The sequence below is a fragment of the Sphingomonas sp. CL5.1 genome, from assembly GCF_013344685.1.
In the GTDB taxonomy this organism is placed as follows: Bacteria; Pseudomonadota; Alphaproteobacteria; order Sphingomonadales; family Sphingomonadaceae; genus Sphingomonas.
In genome coordinates this window covers 972,662-999,060 of record NZ_CP050137.1, presented here as the reverse complement: position 1 = coordinate 999,060, position 26,399 = coordinate 972,662, and the positions used below count along the sequence as shown (strand labels likewise).

At 69.0% G+C, this 26,399-nt stretch carries 26 protein-coding genes; 8 read left to right on the top strand and 18 right to left on the bottom strand.

Features of this window, described 5'->3' with window-relative positions; all coding sequences use genetic code 11:
• Positions 1–87: 87 nt before the first annotated feature.
• Both F9288_RS05020 and F9288_RS05015 read right to left on the bottom strand, forming a co-directional pair.
• On the bottom strand, positions 88–969 hold the full coding sequence (locus F9288_RS05020; protein ID WP_174835621.1) for a tyrosine recombinase XerC: 882 nt from the start codon (positions 967–969) through the stop codon (positions 88–90).
• Positions 966–1,409, bottom strand: a complete 444-nt coding sequence (locus F9288_RS05015) for a hypothetical protein (protein WP_174835620.1) — start codon at positions 1,407–1,409, stop codon at positions 966–968. The genes F9288_RS05020 and F9288_RS05015 overlap by 4 nt, the downstream gene beginning before the upstream one ends.
• Positions 1,410–1,448: 39 nt before the next feature.
• On the opposite strand from F9288_RS05015, the gene F9288_RS05010 reads away from it, so the two are divergent.
• A complete protein-coding gene (locus tag F9288_RS05010) occupies positions 1,449–3,617 on the top strand; it encodes a primosomal protein N' (protein WP_174835619.1) in 2,169 nt (722 codons plus the stop codon).
• 15 nt (positions 3,618–3,632) lie between these two features.
• On the opposite strand, the gene F9288_RS05005 is transcribed toward F9288_RS05010, so the two are convergent.
• The 6 genes from F9288_RS05005 to F9288_RS04980 form a co-directional block, all read right to left on the bottom strand.
• Positions 3,633–4,142: a hypothetical protein gene (locus tag F9288_RS05005; protein WP_174835618.1), complete on the bottom strand. Its 510-nt coding sequence runs from the start codon at positions 4,140–4,142 to the stop codon at positions 3,633–3,635.
• Positions 4,143–4,249: 107 nt separating this feature from the next.
• Positions 4,250–4,501 (bottom strand): ATP synthase F1 subunit epsilon, encoded by a 252-nt coding sequence (locus tag F9288_RS05000; protein WP_174835617.1) that lies wholly within the window; start codon positions 4,499–4,501, stop codon positions 4,250–4,252.
• 50 nt (positions 4,502–4,551) lie between these two features.
• Positions 4,552–6,021 carry a F0F1 ATP synthase subunit beta gene (gene atpD, locus F9288_RS04995; RefSeq protein WP_174835616.1) on the bottom strand — a complete coding sequence of 490 codons (1,470 nt, stop codon included), beginning with the start codon at positions 6,019–6,021 and terminating at the stop codon, positions 4,552–4,554.
• Between the two features lie 24 nt (positions 6,022–6,045).
• Positions 6,046–6,924 (bottom strand): F0F1 ATP synthase subunit gamma, encoded by an 879-nt coding sequence (locus tag F9288_RS04990; RefSeq protein WP_174835615.1) that lies wholly within the window; start codon positions 6,922–6,924, stop codon positions 6,046–6,048.
• A 52-nt stretch (positions 6,925–6,976) separates the two neighbouring features.
• A complete protein-coding gene (atpA, locus tag F9288_RS04985) occupies positions 6,977–8,506 on the bottom strand; it encodes a F0F1 ATP synthase subunit alpha (protein ID WP_174835614.1) in 1,530 nt (509 codons plus the stop codon).
• Positions 8,507–8,510: 4 nt separating this feature from the next.
• On the bottom strand, positions 8,511–9,080 hold the full coding sequence (locus F9288_RS04980; RefSeq protein ID WP_254621081.1) for a F0F1 ATP synthase subunit delta: 570 nt from the start codon (positions 9,078–9,080) through the stop codon (positions 8,511–8,513).
• A 165-nt stretch (positions 9,081–9,245) separates the two neighbouring features.
• On the opposite strand from F9288_RS04980, the gene F9288_RS04975 reads away from it, so the two are divergent.
• Positions 9,246–9,920, top strand: a complete 675-nt coding sequence (locus F9288_RS04975; RefSeq protein ID WP_174835613.1) for a dienelactone hydrolase family protein — start codon at positions 9,246–9,248, stop codon at positions 9,918–9,920.
• A 6-nt stretch (positions 9,921–9,926) separates the two neighbouring features.
• Here the strand turns inward: F9288_RS04975 and F9288_RS04970 are convergent, their stop codons facing one another.
• Positions 9,927–10,706 carry an enoyl-CoA hydratase gene (locus F9288_RS04970; RefSeq protein ID WP_174835612.1) on the bottom strand — a complete coding sequence of 260 codons (780 nt, stop codon included), beginning with the start codon at positions 10,704–10,706 and terminating at the stop codon, positions 9,927–9,929.
• Positions 10,707–10,774: 68 nt separating this feature from the next.
• On the opposite strand from F9288_RS04970, the gene ada reads away from it, so the two are divergent.
• The 3 genes from ada to F9288_RS04955 all read left to right on the top strand — a co-directional run bounded on the left by ada (position 10,775) and on the right by F9288_RS04955 (position 14,742).
• The gene (gene ada / locus F9288_RS04965) at positions 10,775–11,815 is read left to right on the top strand and encodes a bifunctional DNA-binding transcriptional regulator/O6-methylguanine-DNA methyltransferase Ada (protein ID WP_174835611.1); all 1,041 of its coding nucleotides are present in this window, start codon (positions 10,775–10,777) and stop codon (positions 11,813–11,815) included.
• Between the two features lie 57 nt (positions 11,816–11,872).
• Positions 11,873–13,384 (top strand): CpaF family protein, encoded by a 1,512-nt coding sequence (locus tag F9288_RS04960; RefSeq protein ID WP_174835610.1) that lies wholly within the window; start codon positions 11,873–11,875, stop codon positions 13,382–13,384.
• 113 nt (positions 13,385–13,497) lie between these two features.
• On the top strand, positions 13,498–14,742 hold the full coding sequence (locus F9288_RS04955; protein ID WP_254621080.1) for an aspartyl protease family protein: 1,245 nt from the start codon (positions 13,498–13,500) through the stop codon (positions 14,740–14,742).
• 4 nt (positions 14,743–14,746) lie between these two features.
• On the opposite strand, the gene phaR is transcribed toward F9288_RS04955, so the two are convergent.
• Positions 14,747–15,304, bottom strand: a complete 558-nt coding sequence (gene phaR / locus F9288_RS04950) for a polyhydroxyalkanoate synthesis repressor PhaR (RefSeq protein ID WP_174835609.1) — start codon at positions 15,302–15,304, stop codon at positions 14,747–14,749.
• 14 nt (positions 15,305–15,318) lie between these two features.
• Between phaR and F9288_RS04945 the strand changes: the two genes are divergently transcribed.
• Genes F9288_RS04945 through F9288_RS04935 form a run of 3 tightly spaced genes read left to right on the top strand, consistent with a single transcriptional unit; the run spans position 15,319 to position 17,967 of the window.
• Positions 15,319–16,380, top strand: coding sequence for an alpha/beta fold hydrolase (locus F9288_RS04945; RefSeq protein WP_254621079.1), 1,062 nt, complete (start codon positions 15,319–15,321; stop codon positions 16,378–16,380).
• Between the two features lie 31 nt (positions 16,381–16,411).
• Entirely contained in the window at positions 16,412–17,584 is a 1,173-nt protein-coding gene (locus tag F9288_RS04940) for an acetyl-CoA C-acetyltransferase (protein WP_174835608.1), read from the top strand.
• Positions 17,581–17,967 (top strand): VOC family protein, encoded by a 387-nt coding sequence (locus F9288_RS04935; RefSeq protein WP_174835607.1) that lies wholly within the window; start codon positions 17,581–17,583, stop codon positions 17,965–17,967. Before F9288_RS04940 ends, F9288_RS04935 begins: the two co-directional genes overlap by 4 nt.
• Positions 17,968–17,974: 7 nt before the next feature.
• Here the strand turns inward: F9288_RS04935 and alr are convergent, their stop codons facing one another.
• The 8 genes from alr to F9288_RS04895 form a co-directional block, all read right to left on the bottom strand.
• The gene (gene alr / locus F9288_RS04930) at positions 17,975–19,000 is read right to left on the bottom strand and encodes an alanine racemase (protein WP_174835606.1); all 1,026 of its coding nucleotides are present in this window, start codon (positions 18,998–19,000) and stop codon (positions 17,975–17,977) included.
• Positions 19,001–19,031: 31 nt separating this feature from the next.
• Positions 19,032–20,648, bottom strand: a complete 1,617-nt coding sequence (locus F9288_RS04925; RefSeq protein WP_174835605.1) for an MFS transporter — start codon at positions 20,646–20,648, stop codon at positions 19,032–19,034.
• 249 nt (positions 20,649–20,897) lie between these two features.
• Positions 20,898–21,746 (bottom strand): nidogen-like domain-containing protein, encoded by an 849-nt coding sequence (locus F9288_RS22070; RefSeq protein WP_174835604.1) that lies wholly within the window; start codon positions 21,744–21,746, stop codon positions 20,898–20,900.
• A gap of 165 nt (positions 21,747–21,911) precedes the next feature.
• Positions 21,912–22,379 (bottom strand): GreA/GreB family elongation factor, encoded by a 468-nt coding sequence (locus F9288_RS04915; RefSeq protein ID WP_174835603.1) that lies wholly within the window; start codon positions 22,377–22,379, stop codon positions 21,912–21,914.
• Positions 22,376–23,260, bottom strand: a complete 885-nt coding sequence (gene mmsB / locus F9288_RS04910; protein WP_174835602.1) for a 3-hydroxyisobutyrate dehydrogenase — start codon at positions 23,258–23,260, stop codon at positions 22,376–22,378. The genes F9288_RS04915 and mmsB overlap by 4 nt, the downstream gene beginning before the upstream one ends.
• Before the next feature lie 47 nt (positions 23,261–23,307).
• Positions 23,308–24,090 carry an enoyl-CoA hydratase-related protein gene (locus F9288_RS04905; RefSeq protein ID WP_174835601.1) on the bottom strand — a complete coding sequence of 261 codons (783 nt, stop codon included), beginning with the start codon at positions 24,088–24,090 and terminating at the stop codon, positions 23,308–23,310.
• A 132-nt stretch (positions 24,091–24,222) separates the two neighbouring features.
• Positions 24,223–25,254 (bottom strand): enoyl-CoA hydratase/isomerase family protein, encoded by a 1,032-nt coding sequence (locus F9288_RS04900; protein WP_174835600.1) that lies wholly within the window; start codon positions 25,252–25,254, stop codon positions 24,223–24,225.
• Complete coding sequence (locus F9288_RS04895) at positions 25,251–26,396, bottom strand: acyl-CoA dehydrogenase family protein (protein ID WP_174835599.1); 1,146 nt, start codon at positions 26,394–26,396, stop codon at positions 25,251–25,253. Before F9288_RS04895 ends, F9288_RS04900 begins: the two co-directional genes overlap by 4 nt.
• Positions 26,397–26,399 lie beyond the last annotated feature (3 nt).

Genomic DNA, 26,399 nt, shown 5'->3' with positions numbered 1-26,399 from the left:
CGTCGCACCGCGCTTTCGGACGCCCGCCGGCCGGGGCGGACGCCCCGCTAGCGCGCACCGGCCCGATTGGGGGCAACCGGGCTTGCGTCACCCTCTCGGATGCGCGGCCCTGTAAACATCGAGCAGATGCGCCGCATCCACCGCCGTATAGACTTGCGTCGAGCTGAGGCTCGCGTGCCCTAGCAGCTCCTGCAACGCGCGCAGGTCCGCCCCGCGCCCCAGCAGGTGCGTCGCGAAGCTGTGGCGCAGCGCGTGCGGCGTGGTCCGCTCCGACAGCCCGAGCCGTCGCCGCGCCGCGCGCACCCCGACCCGCACCACGCCGGGCGACAGTGGACCGCCGCGCACCCCCCGGAACAGTGGCGTCCCGCGTGAGATCGGCCACGGGCATTGCGCCAGATATGCCTCGATCGCCTCGCGCACCTGCGGCAGCAGCGGGACGATCCGCGTCTTGTCGCGCTTGCCGGTGACGACGAGCGTCTCGCCGAGCGGCACCGCCGCGCCGGTCAGCGCGATCGCCTCGCCGATGCGCAGTCCGGCGCCATAGAGCAGCAGCAGCACCGCCCAGTCGCGCGCGCCGACCCATTCGTGCCGCGCGCCCTCCGCCACTTCCTCCGCCAGCGACACGGCCTCGTCGGGGGAGATCGGGCGCGGCAGGCCCTTCTTCACGCGCGGCCCCTTGAGGCGCGGCGCGGCGCCCTCGCCGTTCGCCCATGCGAGGAAGCCGCGCACCGCCGACAATTCACGCGCGGCTGAGGTGTTCGACAGGCCATCCGCGCGGCGGTGGGCGAGATAGGCGCGCAGGTCCGCCGCGTTCACCCGCGCGAGATCGGCGCGATCGATCGGCCCGCCCCAATGAACCGCGAGGAAGGCGAGCAGCCGGTTCGCCGTCGCCTCATAGGCGCGCACCGTATGCGCCGAGCGGCGGCGGTCGCGGCGCAGGTGCGCGCCATAATCGGCGGCGAGGCTCACAAGCGGCGCGGCCGCTGCTTCGCGGCGATCGCACGGATCACCAGCCGCGTCGTCCCTGCCGGGTCGATCGGCCGCGCGACGCTGGCGGCGGCGGCGTCGATCAGCGCGGCGACGGCTGGATCGTCGACCAGCGCGCTGTCGAGCTTCACATGGCGCATCGTCGCGCCGCTGCCCTCCAGCAGCCCGCGCGGGTCCGGCAGCGTCGGGCCGTTGGCGAGGAACAGGCTCACCCGGCGCGGATAGAGCGCGACCGAGCAAACCGCCGCGCGCGCATGTTCGTCCGGTGCGAAGGCGATCGCGAGCGCGTTGTAATTGTCATAGACCAGCCGCGTCGCCCCCGGCAGCCGCGCTGCCACCACCGCCAGCGCGCGCCGCGCCAGCGCCGCCACCTCGGGCGTGAAGCGATCGATGAACGTATCGAGCTGATCCTGCGGCGTCATGGGGTGTCTTTGGCGCATTCCTATATTAGTCGGGTGACGATGTCCCGTGCCCGTGTCCTCGTGCTCAATTCCGCGCTCGGCCCGCTCGATTATCGCGTCCCGCGCGGGATGGCGGTCGAGCCGGGGGCGATCGTCGTCGCGCCATTGGGGCCGCGCCAACTCGTCGGCGTGGTGTGGGAGCCGGAGCGGATGCCGTCCGACGCAGAGGTCGGCGACAACCGCCTGCGCAACCTGATCGCGGTGGCCGACGCCCCGCCGCTGCGCGCGCCGCTGCGGCGGCTGGTCGAGTGGACGGCGGATTATTATCTCGCCCCGCCCGCTGCGGTGGTGCGCATGGCTTTGTCCTCCACCGCCGCGCTGGAGGGGCAGAAGCTCGTCATCGAATATCGCGCCACCGGCCATGTCCCCGATCGTCTCACCCCGCAGCGCGCGCAGGCGCTGGAGCGGATCGGCGACCGGCAGGGACTGATCCGCGAGCTGGCGACGATCGCCGACGTTTCCGATGGCGTGATCCGCGGGCTGGTGAAGGTCGGCGCGATCGAGGGGGTGGAGGTCGATATCGACAGTCCCTATCCGCTGCCCGACCCGGATCATGCGCCGCCCGCGCTTTCCCCGGAGCAACGCGCGGCGGCCGATGCCTTGGTGGCGGATGTGGCGGCGCGCGCCTTCCACCCCACGCTGCTCGACGGCGTGACCGGATCGGGCAAGACCGAGGTCTATTTCGAGGCGGTGGCGGAGGTGATCCGGCAGGGCCGCCAAAGCCTTGTCCTGCTCCCGGAGATCGCGCTGACCGAGCCGTTCCTCAAGCGCTTCCACGATCGTTTCGGCTGCGAGCCGGTGGCGTGGCATAGCGGCCTGCGCTCCTCCCAGCGCCGCCGCGCGTGGCGGGCGATCGCCTCCGGGCAGGCAGCGGTGACGGTCGGCGCGCGCTCGGCCTTGTTCCTGCCCTATGCCGATCTCGGGCTGATCGTGGTGGACGAGGCGCACGAGACGAGCTTCAAGCAGGAAGACGGCGTGCATTACCACGCCCGCGACGTGGCGGTGATGCGCGGCAAGTTCGAGGGCTGCCCGGTGATCCTGGCCTCCGCCACCCCGGCGATCGAGACGCGCCAGCAGGTGACGCTCGGCCATTACGCGGAGCTTCGCCTCCCCGGCCGCTATGGTGCGGCGGAACTGCCGACGATCGAGGCGCTGGACCTGCTGGAGCACAAGCCCGATCGCGGCCGCTGGCTCGCGCCGCCGCTGGTGAAGGCACTGGGCGAGACGCTGGAGCGGGGCGAGCAGTCTTTGTTGTTCCTCAACCGGCGCGGCTATGCGCCGCTCACGCTGTGCCGGACGTGCGGGCATCGCTTCCAATGCCCCAATTGCACCGCATGGATGGTGGAGCACCGCCTGACGCGGCGGCTCGCCTGCCACCATTGCGGTCACGTCGAGCCGGTGCCGCGCGTCTGCCCGGAATGCCAGAACGAGGATACGCTGGTCGCCTGCGGCCCCGGCGTCGAGCGGATCGCCGACGAGGTGGCGGCGCTGTTCCCCGAGGCGCGCGTGGCGGTGGTCACGTCCGACACGATCTGGTCTCCGGCCAAGGCGGCGGAGTTCGTCAACCGGATGGAGGCGGGGGAGATCGACATCGTCGTCGGCACCCAGCTCGTCACCAAGGGCTATCACTTCCCGAACCTGACGCTCGTGGGCGTGGTGGATGCCGATCTCGGGCTGGAGGGAGGCGATCTGCGCGCCGCCGAGCGCACCTTCCAGCAGATCCGTCAGGTCTCCGGCCGCGCCGGGCGGGGCGAGAAGCCGGGCCATGTCTATATCCAGACGCACAGCCCCAAGGCGCAGGTGATGCGGGCGCTGGTAACCGGCGATGGAGAGGCCTTCTACGCCGCCGAGACGGAAGCGCGGCGCGAGGCGGGCGCGCCGCCGTTCGGCCGCTACGCCGCGATCGTCATCTCCAGCGAGGACCAGCAGGCCGCGCACGAGATCGCCCGCCTGATCGGCCGCGCCGCGCCGGAGGTGGAGGGGATGCACGTCTATGGCCCCGCCCCCGCCCCGCTCGCGATGCTGCGCGGGCGGCACCGCTATCGGTTGCTGGTCCACGCGCGGCGGACGCTCGACGTGCAGGACGTGATCCGGGGGTGGCTGGGCGCGCTGGACTGGCCCGCGAAGGTGCGCGTAGCGGTGGATGTGGACCCGTATAGTTTCCTGTGAGGGGTGCCCCGCCGCCTAACGTGGCTGCGGTTGTGCCCCTGCGATAAGCGGGGATATCGAAATGATCCGATCTACGATGATTTCATGCTCGGACATGCCCATGTGACCATATGAGCCTTGCTGCAAAGTGCGGCGACCGACAAACTCTATCTTGTACACACGGTTCGTTGGAATACTGTCACGGCGGACGCCCGGCGCGAAGCTAAGCCAGATAGCGGGACGAGGTGTTTGAGACCCACATTCCCGTGCAGGTGTCGGGCAGAATCGGCGCGCTTCAAAATTGTCGGCGCACAATCCGCTCCAGCGCTTTGCGGGTGCCATCTCAAAGCATTGATCTGTCCGGTCGGGCATAGCCTCGATACCTCCGAGGCGGATTTTTTCGAGACATGCCGGAGTGATGCCGGGCGAATCTGCCCGCAATTTTTGCACCTGCGCGTCCGACAGCTTTGGTTTCGGATGATTACACGCCCCGCTCGCAAGGGGCAGGATCATCGACACGAGATTTGCGAAACGCCATTTCGCCATGCGTCGAACGTGCCTGCGATCAGTACATAAGGCAACGTCCTCTGCCCCTCAAACAAAACGGGCGCTCCCTTCGGAACGCCCGTCTGAAACCAATGATGAAGCGCCGGTCAGCTCGCGTGTTCCGCCAGTACCGTCAGCCCCTTGGCGTTGACCTCGGCGAAGCCGCCGCGGATCGCGATCGCTTCCGGGGCGCCGCCGGCGGTGCGCTGGACGAGCAGGTCGCCGTCGCGGATCGTCGACATCAGCGGCGCGTGGCCCTCCAGCACCGCGAAATCGCCCTCGGAGCCGGGGACGGTGACCATGTGCACGTCCTCGGAGCGGATCAGGCGTTCGGGCGTGACGAGTTCGAAATGCAGCATCTCTTCTTCCTTTGCCCCTCCCTCCGGGAAGGGAGGGGCTGAAACCCGTCTTACGCGTCCTGCGCGAGCTTCTCGGCCTTGGCGACCACCTCGTCGATGCCGCCGACCATGTAGAAGGCGGCTTCCGGCAGATGGTCGTACTCGCCGTTCACCACCGCCTTGAACGAGCGCACCGTGTCCTCGAGCTGCACGAACTTGCCGGGGATGTTGGTGAACACCTCCGCGACGTGGAACGGCTGCGACAGGAAGCGCTGGATTTTCCGCGCGCGGCTGACCGTCAGCTTATCCTCCTCGGAAAGCTCGTCCATGCCGAGGATCGCGATGATGTCCTGCAGCGACTTGTACTTCTGGAGGATCGACTGGACAGCGCGCGCCGTCTCGTAATGCTCCTGGCCGACGACGCGCGGCTCCAGCACGCGGCTGGTCGAATCGAGCGGGTCCACCGCCGGATAGATGCCGAGCTCGGAGATCGCGCGCGAAAGCACGGTCGTCGCGTCGAGGTGGGCGAAGGACGTGGCCGGCGCCGGGTCGGTCAGGTCGTCGGCCGGGACATACACCGCCTGCACCGAGGTGATCGAGCCCTTGTTGGTCGAGGTGATGCGCTCTTGCAGCGCGCCCATGTCGGTCGAGAGCGTCGGCTGATAGCCCACCGCCGACGGGATGCGGCCGAGCAGCGCCGACACTTCCGCGCCCGCCTGCGTGAAGCGGAAGATGTTGTCGACGAAGAACAGCACGTCCTGACCCTCGACGTCGCGGAAATATTCCGCGATCGTCAGGCCCGACAGCGCGACGCGGGCGCGCGCGCCCGGCGGCTCGTTCATCTGGCCGAACACGAGGGCGACCTTCGAACCCTCGCTCGTCGGGTTGCCGTCCGCGTCCTTGGCGATGACGCCCGCGTCGAGGAACTCGTGATAGAGGTCGTTGCCCTCACGCGTGCGCTCGCCGACGCCCGCGAACACCGAGGTGCCGCCGTGGCCCTTGGCGATGTTGTTGATCAGCTCCTGGATCAGCACGGTCTTGCCGACGCCGGCGCCGCCGAACAGGCCGATCTTGCCGCCCTTCGCATAAGGCGCGAGCAGGTCGATCACCTTGATGCCGGTGACGAGGATCGAGGCGTCGGTCGACTGGTCGACGAACAGCGGGGCCGGCGCGTGGATCGGCGCGGTGTGGGTCTGGTCGACCGGGCCGCGCTCGTCGATCGGCTCGCCGATCACGTTGAGGATGCGGCCGAGCGTCGCCGGGCCGACCGGCACGGTGATCTGCGCGCCGGTGTCGGTGACGGTCTGGCCGCGCGTCAGGCCCTCGGTCGAGTCCATCGCGATCGTGCGCACCGTGTTCTCGCCGAGGTGCTGCGCCACCTCCAGCACCAGCCGGTTGCCGTTGTTGTCGGTCTCCAGCGCCGACAGGATCGCCGGCAGGTGGTTGTCGAACGACACGTCGACGACCGCGCCGATCACCTGGCTGATGCGACCGACGTTGTTGCTGCCCGTGGTCGGGCGATCCTCGAGGACGGTGGCCATGTTCTGCTTCCTGCTTTCGTACTCTTAGAGCGCTTCCGCGCCGGAGATGATTTCCACCAGCTCGGTCGTGATCGCGGCCTGGCGGGTGCGGTTGTACTGGATGGTGAGGCGGTTGATCATGTCGCCGGCGTTGCGCGTCGCATTGTCCATCGCGGTCATGCGGCTGCCCTGCTCCGACGCGGCGTTTTCCAGCAGCGCGCGGAAGATCTGCACCGCGACGTTGCGCGGCAGCAGGTCGGCGAGGATCGCTTCCTCGTCCGGCTCGTAGGTGACGGCGGCGGAGCCGTTGTTGGCGGTCTCCATGCTCGACGGCACCGCGACCGGGATGATCTGCGTTCCCGTCGGCTCCTGCACCAGCGCCGACTGGAACCTGGCGTAGAACAGGTGCGCGACGTCGAACTCGCCCGCCTCGAAACGGCGGATCAGGTCCGCGGCGATGACATGGGCGTCGTCGAAGCCGACCGACTTGATCGCGCTCATGTCATGATCGGCGGCGATCCCGTTCGGGTAGAAGCGGCGGAGCACGCGGCCCTTCTTGCCGGCGATGTAGAAGCGCACGGTCTTGCCGGCGGCTTCCAGCTCGGCCGCCTTGCGGCGCGCGGCGCGGACGATGTTGGTGTTGAACGCGCCGGCGAGGCCGCGCTCGGATGTCGCGACCACCAGCAGGTGGACCTGATCCTTGCCGGTGCCGACGAGCAGCTTCGGCGAGGATTCGCTCACCGTCACCTTGTGCGCGAGGCTCGCCATCACCGCCTCCAGCCGCTCGGCATAGGGCCGACCCTGGATGGCGGCCTCCTGCGCGCGGCGCAGCTTGGCGGCGGCGACCATCTTCATCGCCTTGGTGATCTTCTGCGTCGACTTTACCGAGCCGATGCGGATCTTGAGGGCCTTGAGACTAGCCATCGTCTTCCTTCAAGCGCCCCCGCGCTGGCGCGGGAGCCCAGGGCACATCGGGTTAAGCGAACGTCTTGGCGAAAGCGTCGAGCGCGGCGACCACCCTGGCCTTCGTCGCGTCGCCCAGATCGCGGGTGTCGCGAATCTCGGTGAGCACGTCGGCATGCTGGTCGCGCATGTAAGCCAGCAGCGCCGCCTCGTAGCGCACCACGTCCTGCACCGCGATATCGTCGAGATAGCCGTTGGTACCGGAGAAGATCGACACCGTCTGCTCCTCGAAGGGCAGCGGATGGAACTGCGGCTGCTTGAGCAGCTCGGTCAGGCGCGCGCCGCGATTGAGCAGTTTCTGCGTCGAGGCGTCGAGGTCCGAGCCGAACTGCGCGAAGGCCGCCATCTCGCGATATTGCGCCAGCTCCAGCTTGATCGAGCCGGACACCTTCTTCATCGCCTTGGTCTGCGCGGCGGAGCCGACGCGGCTCACCGACAGGCCGACGTTGATCGCCGGGCGGATGCCGGCGAAGAACAGGTCGGTCTCGAGGAAGATCTGGCCGTCGGTGATCGAGATCACGTTGGTCGGGATATAGGCCGACACGTCGCCCGCCTGCGTCTCGATGATCGGCAGCGCGGTGAGCGAGCCGCCGCCGAGCTTGTCGTTCATCTTCGCCGCGCGCTCCAGCAGGCGCGAGTGGAGATAGAAGACGTCGCCCGGATAGGCCTCGCGGCCCGGCGGACGGCGCAGCAGCAGCGACATCTGGCGATAGGCCACCGCCTGCTTCGACAAATCGTCATAGACGATCACGGCGTGCATGCCGTTGTCGCGGAAATACTCGCCCATCGTGCAGCCGGTATAGGGCGCGAGGAACTGGAGCGGCGCCGGCTCGGAGGCGGTGGCGGCGACGACGATGGAATATTCCATCGCGCCATTCTCCTCGAGCTGGCGGACGATCTGCGCGACGGTCGAGCGCTTCTGGCCGACCGCGACGTAGATGCAATAGAGCTTCTTCGATTCGTCGCCGCCCTTGTTGGTCGCCTTCTGGTTGATGAAGGCGTCGATCGCCACGGCGGTCTTGCCGGTCTGGCGGTCGCCGATGATCAGCTCGCGCTGGCCGCGGCCGACCGGCACCAGCGCGTCGATCGCCTTGAGGCCGGTCTGCACCGGCTCGTTGACCGACTGGCGCGGGATGATGCCCGGCGCCTTGACCTCGACGCGGCGGCGCTCGGTCGCCTCGATCGGGCCCTTGCCGTCGATCGGGTTGCCGAGGCCGTCGACCACGCGGCCGAGCAGGCCCCTGCCGACCGGCACGTCGACGATCGTGCCGGTGCGCTTGACGGTGTCGCCTTCCTTGATCTCCGAATCGCTGCCGAAGATCACGACGCCGACGTTATCGGCCTCGAGGTTGAGCGCCATGCCCTGCACGCCGTTGGCGAACTCGACCATCTCGCCCGCCTGGACGTTGTCGAGGCCGTAGATGCGCGCGATGCCGTCGCCGACCGACAGCACCTGCCCGGTTTCCGAAACCTGGGCTTCGGTGCCGAAATTGGCGATCTGGTCCTTGATGACCCTGGAGATTTCTGCGGCGCGGATATCCATTACGTCAGCCTTTCATCGCGCTGGCGAGCGCATTCAAACGGGTGCGGATCGACGAATCGATCATCTGGGAACCGATGCGGACGACCAGCCCGCCGAGCAGCGCGGGATCGACGGCAAGCTCCACCGAAACCTCGCGGCCGATACGCTGCCGCAGCTGCTGCTTCAGCTCGGCGACCTGATCGTCGGCGAGCGCGTGGGCGCTGGTCACCTCGGCGGTGACCTCGCCGCGATGGCGCGCGGCGAGCGCGCGGAAGGCGCGGATGATCGCCGGCAGTTCGGCCAGCCGGCGGTTGTGCGCGAGCACGCCGAGGAAGTTGCGGGTGGTCGCATCGATGCCCAGCTCGTCGGCGGTGGCGAGCACCGCCTTGGCGGCGGCGTCGCGCGCGACGACCGGGGAAGTGGTCAGCGCCTTGAAATCATCGGACTGGTCGAGCGCGGCGCGCACCTTGGCGAGGCTCGCCTCGACCGTTTCGATCGTCCTGGCGCCTGCCGCCAGATCGAACAGCGCGGTCGCGTAGCGTCCGCCCAGACTCGCCTGGATGCTGCCACCTTGAATACCGCTGGAACTATCCACGCGATTCGCTTTCCTCGTCGTCGACACGGGTTGGCCCCGAGCGAACGGATGGCGCGCTGGACGCACCTACGCTTGGGTTGTCGCGGCGCGTAGCAAAGGGGTCGCGGCGATGCAATGCTTGCGTCATATCCTTTCTGGCGAGGCAAATGGAGGAAGGCAGGCGCGATGGGCGAATTCATCCGGATGACGATGAGCGATGGCGCGGATATCGCGGTCTATCATGCGCCTGGGCAAGGCGAGCGGCGCGGCGGCGTGGTGCTGGTGCAGGAGATATTCGGCGTGACCGAGCATATCCGCGACATGGCGGAGGAATATGCCGGCGACGGTTACGAGGTGCTCGCCCCGGCGCTGTTCGACCGCGAGCACCCCGGATTCGAGGCGGGATATGACGCCGAAGGGCTGGCGGAGGGCGTGCGGCTGGCGCGCGGGGCGCATCCGTTCGACCTGTCGCTGGCCGATGTGCAGACCTGCGTGGACGCGCTGGCGGCGAAGGGGACGGTGTTCGTGGTGGGCTATTGCTACGGCGGGTCGATCGCATGGTTCGCGGCGACGCGGATGCGCGGGGTAGCGGCGGCCTCGGCCTATTACGGCAGCCTGGTCCCCGGCGCGGCGGACGAGGAGCCGAAGGTGCCGGTGATCGTGCATTTCGGCCGCTATGATTCGGGCATCCCGATGGAGGGCGTGGAGCGGCTGGCGGCGAAGGCGTGGCCGAAGGCGGAGGTCCATGTCTATGAGGCCGGGCACGGTTTCAACTCCGACCGGCGCAAGGATTATCACGAGCCGTCGGCCGATCTGGCGAAGGACCGCACGCTCACCCTGTTCCGCGCCAACGGCGGGTGAGGGGCGCTATTGCGCCCGCCCGCGCGCCTGCACCGCCGCGCGGCGCGCCTCGACCGCCTCGGGCGTGACCCGCGCGTTGGCGGCGGAGGAGATGCGATGCTCCAGCGCCAGCGCCTCGCCGAACGGGAGCGCGAAGCCGTCGTCGATCAGCTTCTTGTAGCCGGCGATGAAATCCGCGTCGGCGGAGGCGATGTCGGCGGCGAGCTTGCGCGCGGCGGGGAGCAATTCCCCCGCCGGCACGACGCGGTTGACCAGCCCCCAGCGCTCCGCCGTCGCCGCATCGAGGAAATTGCCGCTGAACGACAGCTCCTTGGCGCGCGAGATGCCGATCAGCCGCGACAGCTTTTGGCTCAGCCCCCAGCCGGGCATCACGCCGACGCGCGCATGGGTGTCGGCGAATCGGGCATTGTCGCTGGCGATCAATATGTCGCAGGCCAGCGCCACCTCGAACCCGCCAGTGATGGCGACGCCGTTGATCGCGCCGATCACCGGCTTGCGGCACGATTCGATCGCCTTGACCGGATTGTCCGTCGCGTCGGTGGCATTGGCCGCGCCCAGCCCGCCGGCCACCGATCCCAGTTCCTTGAGGTCCAGCCCGGCGGTGAAGGCGCGCGTGCCCGCGCCGGTCAGCACCACGGCGCGCACCGTGTCGTCGGCGTCCACGCGCCGCATCGCGTCATGAAGCGCGTGGCGCAGCGCCAGCGACAGCGCGTTCATCGCCTCCGGCCGGTTCAGCGTGACGGTGGCGACGCCCTCCGCGATCTCGACCAGCACCAGTTCGCTCATCTTCCTCTCCCGCTTTTGATCGCAAGCGCCGGGATGCCGGCGGTCGCCCGGGCGACTACATCAAGCGCATGACCGACGCCATCGACACCGACGCCGCCTGGGCCGCCTTCTCCGCGCGGGACCGCAATGCCGACGGGCGCTTCGTCGTCGCGGTCCGCACCACCGGCATCTATTGCAAGCCGAGCTGCCCCGCGCGCCACCCGAAGCGCGGGAACGTCAGCTTCTTCGCGGACGGGGCGGCGGCGGCGCGGGCCGGCTATCGCCCGTGCCTGCGCTGCAAGCCCGACGAGGTGGGGCGGGACCGCGTCGCCGTGGCGCAGGCGGTCGCGGCGATCGAGACGAGCGAGGAGGCGATCCCGCTCGATGCTCTCGCCGCGCGGGTCGGCTATGCGCCGCACCATTTCCACCGGTTGTTCAAGCGCGCGACCGGCGTGACCCCGGCGGCCTATGCGCGCGGCCTCAAGGCGCGGCGCGCGGCCGAGGCGCTGAGCGGCGAGGAGCGGGTGACGCCGGCGATCTACGAGGCAGGCTATTCCGCGCCGAGCCGCTTCTACGCGCATGGCGCGAAGCGGCTCGGCATGTCGCCGGGGGCATGGGTCCGCGGCGGCGCGGGGGTGACGATCCGCTGGACGATCGTGCCGACCAGCCTCGGCCCGCTGCTCGTCGCGGCGACTGACCGGGGGCTGTGCCGCGTGTCGTTCGAGGAGGACGGGCTGGCGCTCGCCGCCCGCTTCCCACGCGCCACGATCGAGCCGGGCGGCGCGGCGCTGGCGGCGCTGGCGGCGAAGGTCGTGGTGGCGGTCGAATCGCCCGAGCGCGATCACGACCTGCCGCTCGACGTGCGCGGCACCGCCTTCCAAGAGGCGATCTGGCAGGCGCTGCGCGCGATCCCCGCCGGGGAGACGCGCTCTTACGCGGAGCTTGCCGCGCTCGCAGGCAGCCCCGGCGCGGTCCGCGCGGCGGGATCGGCGTGCGGCGCGAACCCAGTGGCGGTCGTCATCCCCTGCCACCGCGCGCGGCGCGGCGACGGGGGCGAGGGCGGCTACGCCTATGGCCTTGAACGCAAACGCCTTCTGTGCGCGCGGGAAGGCGTGGAACGGCGTGGTTAGGCAAATATAAAGCCTTCGCGCCTAACCCCACACCCGGACTTTTGGGACAGGCAGGCTATGAGCGCGTTCGGGCGTCGCAATGGTATCGGCACGGCGGGGGGGCGGCCCGGCTTCGGCGTGGCGCGCCCGATGCAGGGCGGCGGCGCGCAGCGCGCCGACGGCGGCGAGCAGTTCCCGCCGATCGAGACCCTGCCGCTCGCCGCCGAGCCGGAACCGGGCATCCCCGCCTCGCAGATCGACGCGATGCAGCGGCTCGCCGATCGCCAGAACGCCAGCGGCGAGGCCGGATCGAGCAAGGTCGACGGCTTCGAGGCGTCGATCCACAAGATCAAGGAGCAGGTGCTGCCCCGCCTGCTGGAGCGCGTCGACCCCGAGGCGGCGGCGACGCTCGGCAAGGACGAACTGGCGGAGGAGTTCCGCCCGATCATCGGCGAGGTGCTGGCCGAGCTGAAGCTCACCCTCAACCGCCGCGAGCAGTTCGCGCTGGAGAAGGTGCTGGTCGACGAATTGCTCGGCCTCGGTCCGTTGGAGGAACTGCTCGCCGACCCGGAAGTGTCGGACATCATGGTCAACGGCCCGGAGCAGACCTTCGTCGAGCGCAAGGGCAAGCTCGAGCTGGCCAAGATCCAGTTCCGCGACGAGGAGCATCTGTTCCAGATCGCGCAGCGCATCTGCAACTCGGTCGGCCGCCGCGTCGACCAGACCACGCCGCTCGCCGACGCGCGCCTCAAGGACGGCAGCCGCGTCAACGTGATCGTGCCGCCGCTCTCGCTGCGCGGCACCGCCATCTCGATTCGCAAGTTCTCGGCCAAGCCGATCACGCTCGACATGATGGCCGGCTTCGGATCGATGAGCCCGAAGATGGCGACCGCGCTGAAGATCGCGGGCGCGTGCCGCTTCAACGTCGTCATCTCGGGCGGCACCGGCTCGGGCAAGACGACGATGCTCAACGCCCTCTCCAAGATGATCGACCCCGGCGAGCGCGTGCTGACGATCGAGGACGCGGCGGAACTCCGGCTCCAGCAACCGCACTGGCTGCCGCTGGAAACGCGGCCCGCGAACCTCGAGGGGCAGGGCGAGATATCGATCCGCGACCTCGTGAAGAACGCGCTGCGTATGCGCCCGGATCGCATCATCCTCGGCGAAATCCGTGGCGCCGAGTGTTTCGACATGCTCGCCGCCATGAACACCGGCCACGACGGATCGATGTGCACGCTCCATAGCAACAGCCCGCGCGAGGCGCTGGCGCGTATGGAGAACATGGTGATGATGTCCGACATCAAGGTGCCGAAGGAGGCGATCAGCCGCCAGATCGCCGATTCGGTGGACATGATCATCCAGGTGAAGCGCCTGCGCGACGGCTCGCGCCGGGTCACCAACGTCACCGAGGTGATCGGGATGGAAGGCCCGGTGATCGTGACGCAGGAGCTGTTCAAGTTCGAATATCTCGACGAGACCGCCGACGGGAAGATCCTCGGCGAATATCGCGCGATGGGCCTGCGCCCGTACACGATCGACAAGGCCAAGCAGTTCGGCTTCGATCAGGCATTCCTGGAGGCGTGTCTCTAGGACCGGTCGACATGCAATGCTGGCGCCATCTTCGCGCCGCCATCTCCGGCATGTCGATTGGTTCCTGATCCCCTGAAGCTCCTCCCTTGAACGGAAGGGATCGACGACGAACGGTGGCGTTTCGTCGCCCGGACGTGCATGGCGTGGTGATGGCGCTCGTCCCGATCCTCCTGTCGCTGCTCGGCGCCGGCGCGCCGGCCGCGCTCGCCGCGCCGCCCGCGCTGCCGCCGGCGTCGCGCGCGCCGGGGGTGATGCGGCTCGCGCCCGATGCGGACGCGCGCTGGGTGTCGTTCGATCTCACGCCGGGCAACCAGATCCGCTTCGAGATGACGGTCGATGGCCGCGCGCTGACCGCGATCCTCGATACCGGCGTCAGCTATTCGGTGCTGGCGAAGCGCTATGCCGAGGCGGCGAAGCTGCCGATCGCCGCCGGGGGCAGCGCCGCCGCGATCGGCGGGGCGGTCGATATCGGCTGGGTCGCGACGCGCGAGGTGGCGCTGGGCGGCCTCGTCCGCACCGGCGGCGGCCTCAGCGTCGCCGACCTGCCGGCGATCGCCACCGGCAGCGCCCGGCCGGTCGACCTGCTCGTCGGGCGCGACATGACCGGCAATTACGCGCTCGACATCGATTATGCCGCGCGGCGCTTTCGCCTGCTGCCGTCCGGGCGGCTGCCGTTTCGCGGGGAATCCGCCCCGCTCGCCATCTCGCGCGAGAAGCGCGTCTATATCGGCGAGGTGACGCTCGGCGCGGCGCGGCTGAGGCCGATGGTGGTCGATACCGGCGACGGCTCCGCGATCACCGTGACGAGCGAGGGCTGGCGCGCGGCGAGGCTCACCGGCGTGCGCACCACCACCGCCATCTCGTTCGGGCTGGCCGGATCGGTGGTCAGCACGATCGGCATCGTCCCGGCGCTGGCGGTCGGCCAGCTCGTCGCGCGCAATGTCGAGGTGCGGGTCGAGCCGGTCGGCGGCTTCTCGGAGGCGATCGGCGCGGCCGGGCGGATCGGATCGGGCTTCCTCCAGAATTATCGCGTGCTGCTCGATCCCGCCGCCGGGCGGATGGTGCTCGCGCCGGAGGCGGGGGCGGACGAGCCGCCGCTGCGTTCGACCAGCGGCCTGCTCGTCGGGGTCGAGCCGGATCGGCTGCGCGTGCTGCATGTGATGCGCGGCGGCCCGGCGGCGGCGGCGGCCGGCTGGCGCGCGGGCGACCTGATCTGCACGATCGACGGCGCGCCGATCACCCGCGACTATGCCATCACCCCGCTCGCCACCTGGTCCGCCGGGGAGCCGGGGCGGACGGTGACGCTCGGCATGTGCGACGGATCGATCCGCAAGCTGACGCTGGCGGCGTTCTACTGAAGGCTCATCGCCCCAGTTTCTCCACCTTGTCCTGCAGGCGCGCCAGTTCCGCCTTCAGCGCGGCGATCTCGTCGTCCTTGCTCGCGGCGGCGGGGGCGGCGGCGGTCGACTCGCCCTTGGCGGGTTTGAACGCGCTGGCGGCGGCCTCGAACATCGCCATGTTGCGCTTTGCCATCTCGGCGAAGGGGGAGTTGGCGAAGGCGCCCTCCACCGCGGTCTTGAACTGCGCCTGATTGCGGCGGAAGCTCTCCATCGACGCTTCCAGATAGGCCGGCACCATCGCCTGCATCGAATCGCCGTACATCGCGATGAGCTGGCGCAGGAAGCTCACCGGCAGCATCGTCTGCCCGCGGCTCTCCTCCTCCATGATGATCTGCGTCAGCACATTGTGGGTGATGTCCTCGTCGGTCTTGGCGTCGACGACGCGGAACTCGCGGCCTTCGCGCGTCATTTGCGCAAGATGATCGAGCGTGATGTACGACGAGCTTTCGGTATTGTAGAGGCGGCGGTTCGCATATTTCTTGATAATCACCGCGCCGTCGCCGGAATGCTGCTTCTTCATCGAAAGCTCCCGCAATGAGAATTTACGGCGGTACAGCACAATCTTCCGCGCTGCAACACGGGCCGCGCCCGCTGCCGCTGTTCCTCGACATGTTGCGCAGCGAAACCGCAGCATCGCCGGAGCGCGCCGCCGCCGTGCTGAAGGGCCTGCGCCGCTATCAGGAGGCGGATCGCGGCAGGCCGCGCCGGCTGCCGCCCGCGCGCTTCCGCAAGCGCCGCGCGCGGCTGCGCGACTATGGCGGGGAGGGGCGGCCGGTGGTGTTCGTGCCGTCGCTGATCAACCCGCCGTTCGTGCTCGACCTGATGCCGGAGACGTCGCTGGTGCGCTGGATCGCCGGGGCCGGGTTCCACGCCTGGCTGGTCGACTGGGGCGTGACCGACCCGCGCGACCGCGAGATGGACGTGGCCGCCCATGTCGAGCGCGTGCTGGAGCCGCTGCTCGCGAAACTGCCGGAGCCGCCGTTGCTGATCGGCTATTGTCTCGGCGGCACAATGGCGCTCGCCGCAGCGAGCCGGATGAGGGTGGCGGGGCTGGCGATGATCGCCGCGCCGTGGCGCTTCGCGGGCTATGGCGCGGCGGCGGTGGATATCGGGGCGTTGTGGAAAGCCGCCGAACCGGGCTGCCGCCAGCTCGGGCTGGTGCCGATGGAGGTGCTGCAAACCGGCTTCTGGCGGCTCGATCCCCGCCGCACGATCGCCAAGTTCGAGGCGTTCGCGGAAATGGAGGCGGAACGCGCGGCGATGTTCGTCGCGCTGGAGGATTGGGCCAACGCCGGCGAGCCGCTGACCTATGCCGCCGGCGCCGAGCTGTTCGAGCATATGGTGGGCGAGGACCGGCCGGGGCGCGGCGCGTGGCGCGTCGGCGGCACGCGCGTCGGGCCGGGGGCGATCGATTGCCCGTCGATCGAATATGTCTCGCTCACCGATCGCATCGTCCCCGCCGCCACCGCCGCCGGGCTGGCCGAGCGGCGCGACCTGGGCGCGGGACATGTGGGCATGATCGTCGGCGGCAGTGCGCGGCGGCAGCTCTGGGAGCCGCTGGGGGACTGGCTTCGCGCGGTTCCGGGCGGTAGGTAGACGGCAAATCTCAGGCAGGAGCCTTTTGCCCATGACCGAAGTCGTCATCACCGCCGCCAAGCGCACCCCGGTCGGAAGCTTCCTCGGAGCCTTCGCCGCCACCCCCGCGCATGAGCTTGGCCGTATCGCGATCGAGGCCGTGCTGGCGCAGGCCGGTGTCTCCGGCGACGAGGTGAGCGAGGTGATCCTGGGGCAGGTGCTCACCGCCGCGCAGGGGCAGAATCCGGCGCGGCAGGCCGCGATGGCGGCGGGCGTGCCGAAGGAAGTGCCGGCATGGGGCGTCAACCAGGTGTGCGGTTCCGGCCTGCGCGCAGTCGCGCTCGCGGCGCAGGCCGTGCAGACCGGCGACGCGACGATCGTCGTGGCCGGCGGGCAGGAGAGCATGTCGCTCTCTACCCATGCGCAGGCGCTGCGGGCCGGGCAGAAGATGGGCGCGCTCGAATTGATCGACACGATGATCAAGGACGGGCTGACCGACGCCTTCAACGGCTATCACATGGGGGTTACGGCCGAGAATCTGGCGAGCGAATATCAGATCACCCGTGCGTCGCAGGACGAATTCGCCGTCGCGAGCCAGAACAAGGCGGAGGCCGCGCGCGCCGCCGGCCGCTTCGCCGACGAGATCGCCCCGGTCACGATCAAGGGCCGCAAGGGCGACACATTGGTGGACGCCGACGAATATATCCGCGCCGGCGTGACGCTGGAGAGCGTCTCCGGCGTGCGCCCCGCGTTCAAGAAGGACGGCACCGTCACCGCCGCCAATGCCAGCGGCCTCAACGATGGCGCGGCGGCGTTGGTGGTGATGAGCCGCGCCGAAGCGGAGAAGCGCGGCGCGCCGATCCTCGCGACGATCCGCTCGTGGGCGTCGGCCGGGGTCGATCCCTCGGTGATGGGCATCGGCCCGGTTCCGGCGACGAAGCGCGCGCTGGAGAAGGCCGGCTGGACGATCGCCGACCTCGACCTGATCGAGGCGAACGAGGCGTTCGCGGCGCAGGCGCTGTCGGTCGGCAAGGAGCTTGGCTGGGACGCGGCGAAGGTCAACGTCAACGGCGGCGCGATCGCCATCGGCCACCCGATCGGCGCCAGCGGCGCGCGCGTGCTGACGACCTTGCTCTACGAGATGCGCCGCCGCGATGCGAGGAGAGGGCTTGCGACGCTCTGCATCGGCGGGGGCATGGGCATCGCCATGTGCGTGGAGCGGTGATCGACCATATCGGCATCGGCGCGGCGGATTATGCGGCGGCGCGGCGCTTCTACGATGCGGCGCTCGCCCCGCTCGGCATCGCGGTGGTGATGGAGGTGACCGCCGAGGAGAGCGGCGGCTATCACGGCGTCGGCTACGGCCGGGAGGGGAAGCCGTTCTTCTGGCTGTCGGGCGGCGGCGCGCGGGGCGCGGGCATCCATGTCGCCTTCACTGCGCCGACGCGCGCAGCGGTCGATGCGTTCCACGCGGCGGCGATGGCGCACGGCGGGCGCGACAATGGCGCGCCGGGCCTCAGGCCGCATTATCACCCCGATTATTACGGCGCGTTCGTGTTCGATCCCGACGGGATCAATGTCGAGGCGGTGTGTCACGCCCCGGCGTGACAGCCGGTTAGCGCCAGATCCGGTCGAACCGGCTCCCCAGCCCGGTCAGCAGCTCATATTGCGACATGCCGCTCGCCGCCGCCGCTTGCGGCAGCGCATAATCGAGCGCGAGCCAGTCGCTCTCCGCCACGTCGAACGCGCCGCAATCGACCGCGATCAGGTCCATCGAGACGCGCCCCAGCACCGGCAGCCGCGCCTCGCCGACCAGCGCGTGCCCCTTGCCGGAAAAGCCGCGCCAATAGCCGTCGGCATAGCCGAGGTTGACGATCGCCACCTCGGTATCGGCGAGGGCGGTCCATGTCGCGTTATAGCCGACCGTCTCGCCAGCGCCCACGCGGCGGCGTTGCAGCACCTGCGCCTCGGGCCGCGCGACTTGCCGGATATCGCGCAATTCGGCACGGGGAACCCCGCCATATAGCGCGAGGCCGGGGCGGACGAGATCGAGGTGATAGGGCGCGCCCAGCGCGATGCCGGCGGAATTGGCGATGCTCATGCGCCGCGCCTGCGTCTTGCCGGCGAGCGCGGCGAAACGCTCGCGCTGCGTGTGGTTGATTGGCGTGTCCTCGTCGGCGCTGGCGAGGTGGGTCATCAGCGTGTCGATGGCGAGGCCGTCGAGCAGCCCGGCGGCGATGTCGCCGGCCGACACGCCGAGCCGGTTCATGCCCGTATCCACCATGACGTCGCACAGCCCGCCGCCGGCCTCCTTCCACCGATTCACCTGGACCGGGGTGTTGAGCACCGGCCGGGCGTTGCGCAGCCCGGCGAGCGCCATGTCCTCCGCGCGCAGGCCGTGGAACACCGAGACGGTGACGCCGGTGTCGACCAGCGCGCGCGCCTCCGCCCAGGTCGCGACGAAGAAATCGCGGCATCCCGCGTCTGACAGCCGCCGCGCCACCTCGCGCGCGCCGAGGCCGTAACCGTCCGCCTTTACCGCCGCGCCGCACGCCGCCGTGCCGCTCATCCGGTCGAGCAGGCGCCAGTTATGGACGAGGGCGGCGGCGTCAAGCGACAGCCGGCAGGGGGAGCGGTTCATCCCCTCCGGTTAGCGGGCCGATCGCGCGCCGTCACGCCACCACATGGCCGTGGCGGTCTTCCTTCAGCCACAGCACGGTGATGACCAGCGATATCAGCGTGATCCCCCATGTGTACCACAGGCCGGCGAAGGGATTGCCGGTGCGCGCGACGATATACTGGCTGATGAACGGCAGGAATCCGCCGAAATAACCGGTGCCGAGGTGATAGGGGATCGACAGCGAGCTGTAGCGGATCGCCGGCGGGAACATCTCGGACAGCAGCGCCGCGACGGGGCCGTAGGTGATGCCGGAGAGCGCGGTGATGGCGAGGATCGCGATCAGGATCAGCGCGATGTTGCCCGCGCCGGGCGTGACGCGGGCGAGGTCGTATCCGGCGTCGGCCAGCGCCTTGTCCAGCGCTTCCGGCGAATGATCCGCGATCGGCTCGCCGCCGATCGACACGCTCGTCACCGGGGTCGCCTGCTTGGAATAGGCGATGCCCTTTCGGGAGAAATATTCCAGCAGCCGCGCGCATTCGTCCGCCTGCTTCGCGGCGAAGGGCGAATAGGCGCAGGCCGGCCCGGAAACGATCACCGGCGCGTGTTCCGCCGCGCGCGACAGGTGCGGATTCGCCGCCGCCGCCATGACGTGGAAGATCGGGAACAGCAGGATCAGCGTCATCACGTAGCCGATGACGATCGGCTTCTTGCGCCCGACCAGATCGGAAAGCCGCCCGAACAGCACGAACCAGCCGACCCCCATCAACGCCCCGGCGCCGGTGACGAGTTGCGCCGTCGTCTCCTCCACCCGCATCGTCGTCTGGAGGAAGGAAAGGACGGAGAACATCGCCGTGTACCAGATCACCGTCAGCCCGGCGGCGATGCCGAACAGCGCGACCAGCATCCGCTTGAGGTTTCCGGGGTAAGTGAAGCTCTCCACCAGCGGGTTGGGCGAGCGTTCGCCGGCGGCGCGCATCGCCTTGAACACCGGGCTTTCCGACAGCTTCAGCCGCATCCACAGCGACACCGCGAGCAGCGCGATCGAGAACAGGAACGGTCCGCGCCAGCCCCAGCCGTCCCACGCCGCGCCGGCCAGCACCGACTTGAACGCCAGGATCACCCCGATGCTGAGGATGAAGCCGCCCGCGACGCCGGCCTGGATGAAGCTGGTGTAGAAGCCCGATTTCCCGCGCGGCGAATGTTCCGCGACGTAGATCGCGGCCCCGCCATATTCGCCGCCCAGCGCCAGCCCCTGCGCGATGCGCAGCAGCAGCACGAGGATCGGCGCGGCCATGCCGATCGCCTCATAGGACGGGATCAGCCCGACCCCGGCGGTGGCGACGCCCATCAGCGTGATGGTGACGAGGAAGGTGTATTTGCGCCCCAGCCGGTCGCCGAGATAGCCGAACAGCGCTGCGCCGATCGGGCGGAAGCCGAAACCGACCGCGAAGCCCGCCCAGGCGAGCAGCGTCTGGAGCATCTCGTTCCCCGCCGGGAAGAAGGTGCGCCCGATGATCCCCGAAGCGGCGAGCGTGCCGTAGATGAAGAAATCATACCATTCGAACACGGTGCCGAGCGCGGAGGCGGAGATGACGAGGCGGATGTCCGCCTCGGACGGCGGCGCGTCATGGTCTTGCCCCGCACCGCCTTGATCAGCGATCGTCGCCATCCTCGCCTGTCCCTTCCCCCCGCCGGGCCGGCGTGCGGCCCGGCGCTTGCTGTAACGACCCCGTGCTCAGCGGCAAGGGGCCGACGATGATGGCCGCCGTTCGCTGTCGCCCGATGCGGGCGAAGTCGCGGCCGGCGGCGACGACGAGGAGCGCCTGCCGCATTCGGCCGGCGTGTTTCCGGGAACCGGGCGTCGCGGAAATGACAACGGCCGGGGAAGGCCCGGCCGTTATCGACATTCACAGATCCGTCAGGCGAAGCGCAGCGTCGTCGTCCGCCGCCGGCGCATTATTCCTCCGACGGCGCCGAAGCCCAGGATCATCATCGCCCAGGTCGCCGGCTCCGGCACCCCGCCGGTCGGCGGCGGGACAATGACCTGGCCGGCGCGGACCTGGAACAAATATTGCCCGGGAACATTGTCGTTCGTCTGCCCGATCAGCGGATTGGTGCCGTTGTCCTCGAAGCTCCCCGTCGTGAGCGAGCCGGGAATCTGATAGTAGGTGCCGCTGGCGTTGCCGGTGCCGGCGTTGAAGCCGGCCGCCGCGGGCGTGCCGCCGAAACCACCGCTGCCGCCGCTCGCGCTGCCGGTTTCCCACTGGGTCTGGTCATAGTTGAAATAGATGTCGAAATCGCCTGTCCCGACATCCGACCGGTCCGTGAGGACGAGCTGGAAAGTGTTCAGCTTGTCGGTCTGCTCCGGATAATATCCGACGCTGTTCCATGTCACCGCATAGGCGTTCTGACCTGCGTAGGTGCCGCTGCCATAGGTCACGGTGCCGCCGTTGGACGGGCGCGTATCGACATCGGCAAAGAACGGGGCGATGATCGGTTGCCCGGAGTAGCCCGATCCCAGGCCGTAGGGCGTGTAGCCGCCGGTGCCATATTGGAAGGTGATATAGCCGTTATTGCTGACGTAGAAGCTGCTGTAGGTGTTGCCGAAGAAGTTCAGCGAGAAGCCCGGGGAGATGGCGCTCGTATAACAATCGTCGCAACGGGCCACCGTGCCATCGGTCGTGAAGCTTGTATCGACTGTTCCCGCACTCGCGACCGCTGGCATTGCCAGTGCGCCGAGCGCAGCACAAACGTGTCGGATTTTCATAAGAAATCCTCCCAGAATCATCCAAGAGTGGCTCCCGTTTCGCTAGGTAACGCCGCGCTCGCTAGCGAGTCAACGCAGGTTAACGAGCGATTAACGCCCCGAATCGGGACGATTTTGCCGGCTTGGTGAAGGGGGAATCAGTTGCGTGCGTGAGTCCCCAAGCGATCAGGCGGCGCGAGGCGATTCGATCGCCACCACCTCGATCGCATCCTCGCGCCCGGCGAACGGTAGCAGGTCGCCCTCGCCCGCCCCGATCAGCGCGCGGGCGAGCGGAGCGGAGAAGGCGATCTTCCCTGCCACCGGGTCGGCCTCGTCGTCGCCGACGATCTCGATCGTTCGCTCGGCGCCGTCGAGCGTGAAGCGCACGCGACTGCCGAAGGCCGCCTCGTCCGCCGGCGGCGGTGGCGCGAGGATCGCGGTGACGCGGCGCGTTCGCCAATAGCGCAGGTCGCGCGCGATCTCCTCGCGGCGCGCTTCTTCGGCGCCATCCTGCGCCGCCTCCAGTTCCGCGATCCGCTCGTCGATCAGCGCCCGGCCGCGCGGCGTGACGAGGTTCGGCCCCGGCGGGATCGGCAGCTCGAAGCGCGGCTCCTTGTGCTCCTCGTCGCTCTCGCGGCGGAAGGCGACGCTCACGGCTTGCGGTTCAGCATGTTGATGATGCCGGAGAAATCGCGCGCGCCATGGCCCGCGCCGGCATAGGCCTCGTAAAGCTCCCGCGCCCGCGCGCCCATCGGCACTTCCGCTCCGACGCTGCCGGCGGCCTCCATCGCGAGCCGCAGGTCCTTGAGCATCAGCGCGGCGGCGAACCCGCCCTGATAATCATGGTCGGCAGGCGTCTCCGGGCCGACGCCGGGGACGGGGCAATAGCTCGTCATCGACCAGCTTTGCCCCGACGACACGCTGGCGATATTGAAGAACGCCTGCGCTTCCAATCCAAGTTTCCGCGCCAGCAGGAACGCCTCGCACGTCGCGATCATCTCCGCGCCGAGGATCATGTTGTTGCAGATCTTCGCCACCTGCCCCGCGCCGTTCGCGCCGGCATGGATCACCGCCTTGCCCATGTCGGCGAGGAAGGGTTCCGCCCGCTCGAACGCCTGCGCCGCACCGCCGACCATGAAGGTGAGCGTGCCGGCATTGGCCGCCGCGATCCCGCCAGAGACGGGGGCGTCGACCGCCATCAGCCCCTTGGCCGCCGCCTGATCGGCAACACGCCTGGCGGTCGCCACGTCGATCGTCGAGCAATCGATCAGGATCGCGGAGGGCAGCGCGACGTCGAGCACGCTCTCGCCATAGACCTGCTCGACATGCGTGCCGGCGGGCAGCATGGTGACGACCGCTTCGGCGCCCTCCGCCGCCTCGCGCGCGGAGCCGACCGGCAGGCAGCCGGCGGCCTTCGCCTTGTCCAGCGCCTCCGCCGACAGATCGAAGGCGCGGACGTCATGCCCCTTCTTCGCGAGGTTGGCGGCCATGCCGCCGCCCATGTTGCCCAGCCCGATGAAACCGACGCGCGCCATCTACTGCATCCTCTTTCCGTGTTCTGAACGCCCGAAGCCGCCGAGGGTTACCGGCCCTTCCACACCCCGGCGCGCTTTTCGATGAAGGCGGCCATGCCCTCGGCCTTGTCCTCGGTGGCGGTGAGGATCTGGAACAGCCGGCGCTCGGTGACGATGCCTTGCGACAGGAACGTCTCGAACGCGGTGTTCACCAGTTCCTTGTTCACCATCGCCGCCATCGGTGGCATCGCGGCGATCGTCTCGGCGGTCTTGAGCGCTTCCTCCACCAGCGTGGCGAGCGGCACGACGCGGGCGACGAGGCCGGCGCGCTCCGCTTCGTCGGCGCCCATCATCCGGCCGGTGAGGCACATCTCCATCGCCTTGGCCTTGCCGATCGCGCGCGTCAGCCGCTGCGACCCGCCCATGCCGGGGGCGACGCCGAGCTTGATCTCGGGCTGGCCGAACTTCGCGGTGTCGGCGGCGATGATGAAGTCCGCCATCATCGCCAGCTCGCACCCGCCGCCGAGCGCGAAGCCGTTGACGGCGGCGATCCACGGCTTGCGCGTCGCGACCACTCCGGTCTGCCAGCCGGCGAAGAAATCCTGGAGGAAGAAATCGGCGGCGGCCATGTCGGCCATCTGCTTGATGTCCGCGCCGGCCGCGAACGCCTTCTCGCCCGCGCCGGTGAGGACGAGGCAGCGCTGACCCTCGTCCCTGTCATAGGCGCCGAACGCTGCTGACAGGTCCGCAAGCACATCCGAATTGAGCGCGTTCAGCGCCTGCGGCCGGTTGAGCGTGACGAGCGTCACAGCGCCGCGCTGCTCGACCAGGATATTGGCGTAATCGGGCATTTCGTTCCTCCGTCATCCCCGCGAAAGCCGGGATCGCGGGCCGCAAGCGCGGCCCTGTGTGGCACGAGATCCCAGCTTTCGGGCGCCCATCAAAGTAATACTTTGATGGGACCCTCGCCGGGACGGCGAGCGTCAGTTCGGCGTCCACGCCTCCGCATCGGGGAGCGGCGCGAAAATCTGGTCGATCAGATGGTCGCTCACCCCCTCCGGCGTCGGCGGGTTCCATTTCGGCGCATTGTCCTTGTCGACGATCACCGCGCGCACGCCTTCGAGGAAATCGTGGCGCTGCACGACGCGGCCGCCAACCGCATATTCCTGCCGCATCTCGTCCTCGAACGTCGGCATCGCCTTGCCGTCGAGCAGCAGTTTGAGGCTGACCTTCATGGTCTGCGGCGATTTGGTTCTGAGGATCGCCAGCGTCTCGCGCGCGAAGTCGCTGTCGTCGGCGGCGAGCGCGGCGAAGATCTCCTCCAGCCGGTCGGAGGCGAACAGCCGGTCGATCTCCGCCCGGCGCGCGAGGATCGCGGCCTCCGGCGCTGGGACGGCGAGCGAATCCAGCACCGCCTGCGGACCCTGCGCGATCCGCGCCTTGGCCTCCGGCAATCGCTCGGCGGGCAGGTAATGCGTGGCGAGGCCGAGCGCGAGGCATTCCGAGCCGTCGAGCCGATGCCCGGTCAGCGCCAGATACTGCCCGGTCCGCCCCGGCAGGCGCGAGAGATACCAGCCGCCGCCCACGTCCGGGAACAGCCCGATCCCCGTCTCCGGCATGGCGAGCCGCGTGTTCTCCGTCGCGACGCGATAGCGGCACGGCTGCGAGATGCCGACGCCGCCGCCCATCGTGATCCCGTCCATGAACGCCACGATATCCTTGGCGTAGGTGAACAGCCGGTGGTTCATGCGATATTCGGTATGGAAGAAGGCGCGCGCCTCCGCCCCGTCCTTCGCGCCGCTCTCCGCCAGCATGCGGATATCGCCGCCCGCGCAGAAGCCGCGACCTTCGGCATGGTCTATCGTGACGACGCGCACCGCATCGTCGCCGCGCCATGCCTCCAGCGCGTCCAGCACGGACTCGCACATCGCGGTGTTGAGCGCGTGGAGTGCCTTGGGGCGATTGAGCCGGATGCGGCCGACCGCGCCGTCTTTCTCGACGATCACCTCGCTCATTGCCGTGTCAGCTCCCGCCCGACGATCATCCGCATCACCTGATTGGTCCCCTCCAGAATCGAATGGACGCGCAGGTCGCGCCAGAAACGCTCGATCGGATAATCGCGCAGATAGCCGTAGCCCCCGTGGAGCTGGAGCGCGCGATCGACGATGCTCGATCCATTGTCGGTCGCCAGCCGCTTCGCCATCGCCGAGAAGCGCGACTTGTCCGGCGCGTTGGCGTTGACCTTGGCGGCCGCGAGGTAGAGCAGCGCGCGCGCCGCCTCCAGATCGGTCGCCATGTCGGCGAGCGTGAACTGGGTGTTCTGGAAATCGGCGATCGACTGGCCGAACTGCTGCCGCTCCTTGGTATATTTCACCGCCTCGTCGAGGCAGCGCTGCGCCCCGCCGAGCGAGCAGGCGCCGATGTTGAGCCGCCCGCCGTCCAGCCCCGCCATCGCGAAGCGGAAGCCGTCGCCCTCCGCGCCGACGCGATTCTCCATCGGCACGCGGCAATCCTCGAAGATCACCTGCGCGGTGGGCGAAGCGTTCCAGCCGAGCTTCTTCTCCGGCGCGCCGAACGACAGGCCCGGCGTGTCCTTCTCGATCACCAGGCAGGAGATGCCCTTCGCCTTCTCCTCGCTCGTGCGGACCATGCAGACGTAGATGTCGTTATAGCCCGCGCCGGAGATGAACTGCTTGGTGCCGTTGATGACGTAATGATCGCCCTCCCGCCGCGCACTCGTCTTGAGCGCGGCGGCGTCGGAACCGGAGCCGGGTTCGGTCAGGCAATAGCTGGCGATCTTGTTCATCGAGACGAGATCGGGGAGAAAGCGATCCTTCAGCGCCTTGTCGCCGAAGCGGTCGATCATCCACGTCGCCATATTGTGGATCGAGACATAGGCGCTGGTCGCGGGGCAGCCATAGGCCATCGCCTCCATGATGAGCGCCGCGTCCAGCCGCCCGAGGCCGATCCCGCCGGATTCCTCGCCGACATAGATCGCGCCGAAGCCAAGCTCGCCTGCCGCCTTCCACACATCGACGGGGTAATGCCGCGTCTCGTCCCACTCGCCCGCGAAAGGCGTGATGCGATCGGCGGTGAAGCGGCGCGCCAGCTCCTGGATCTCGCGCTGCTCGTCGGTGAGGTCAAACTGGTTGGTCATGTC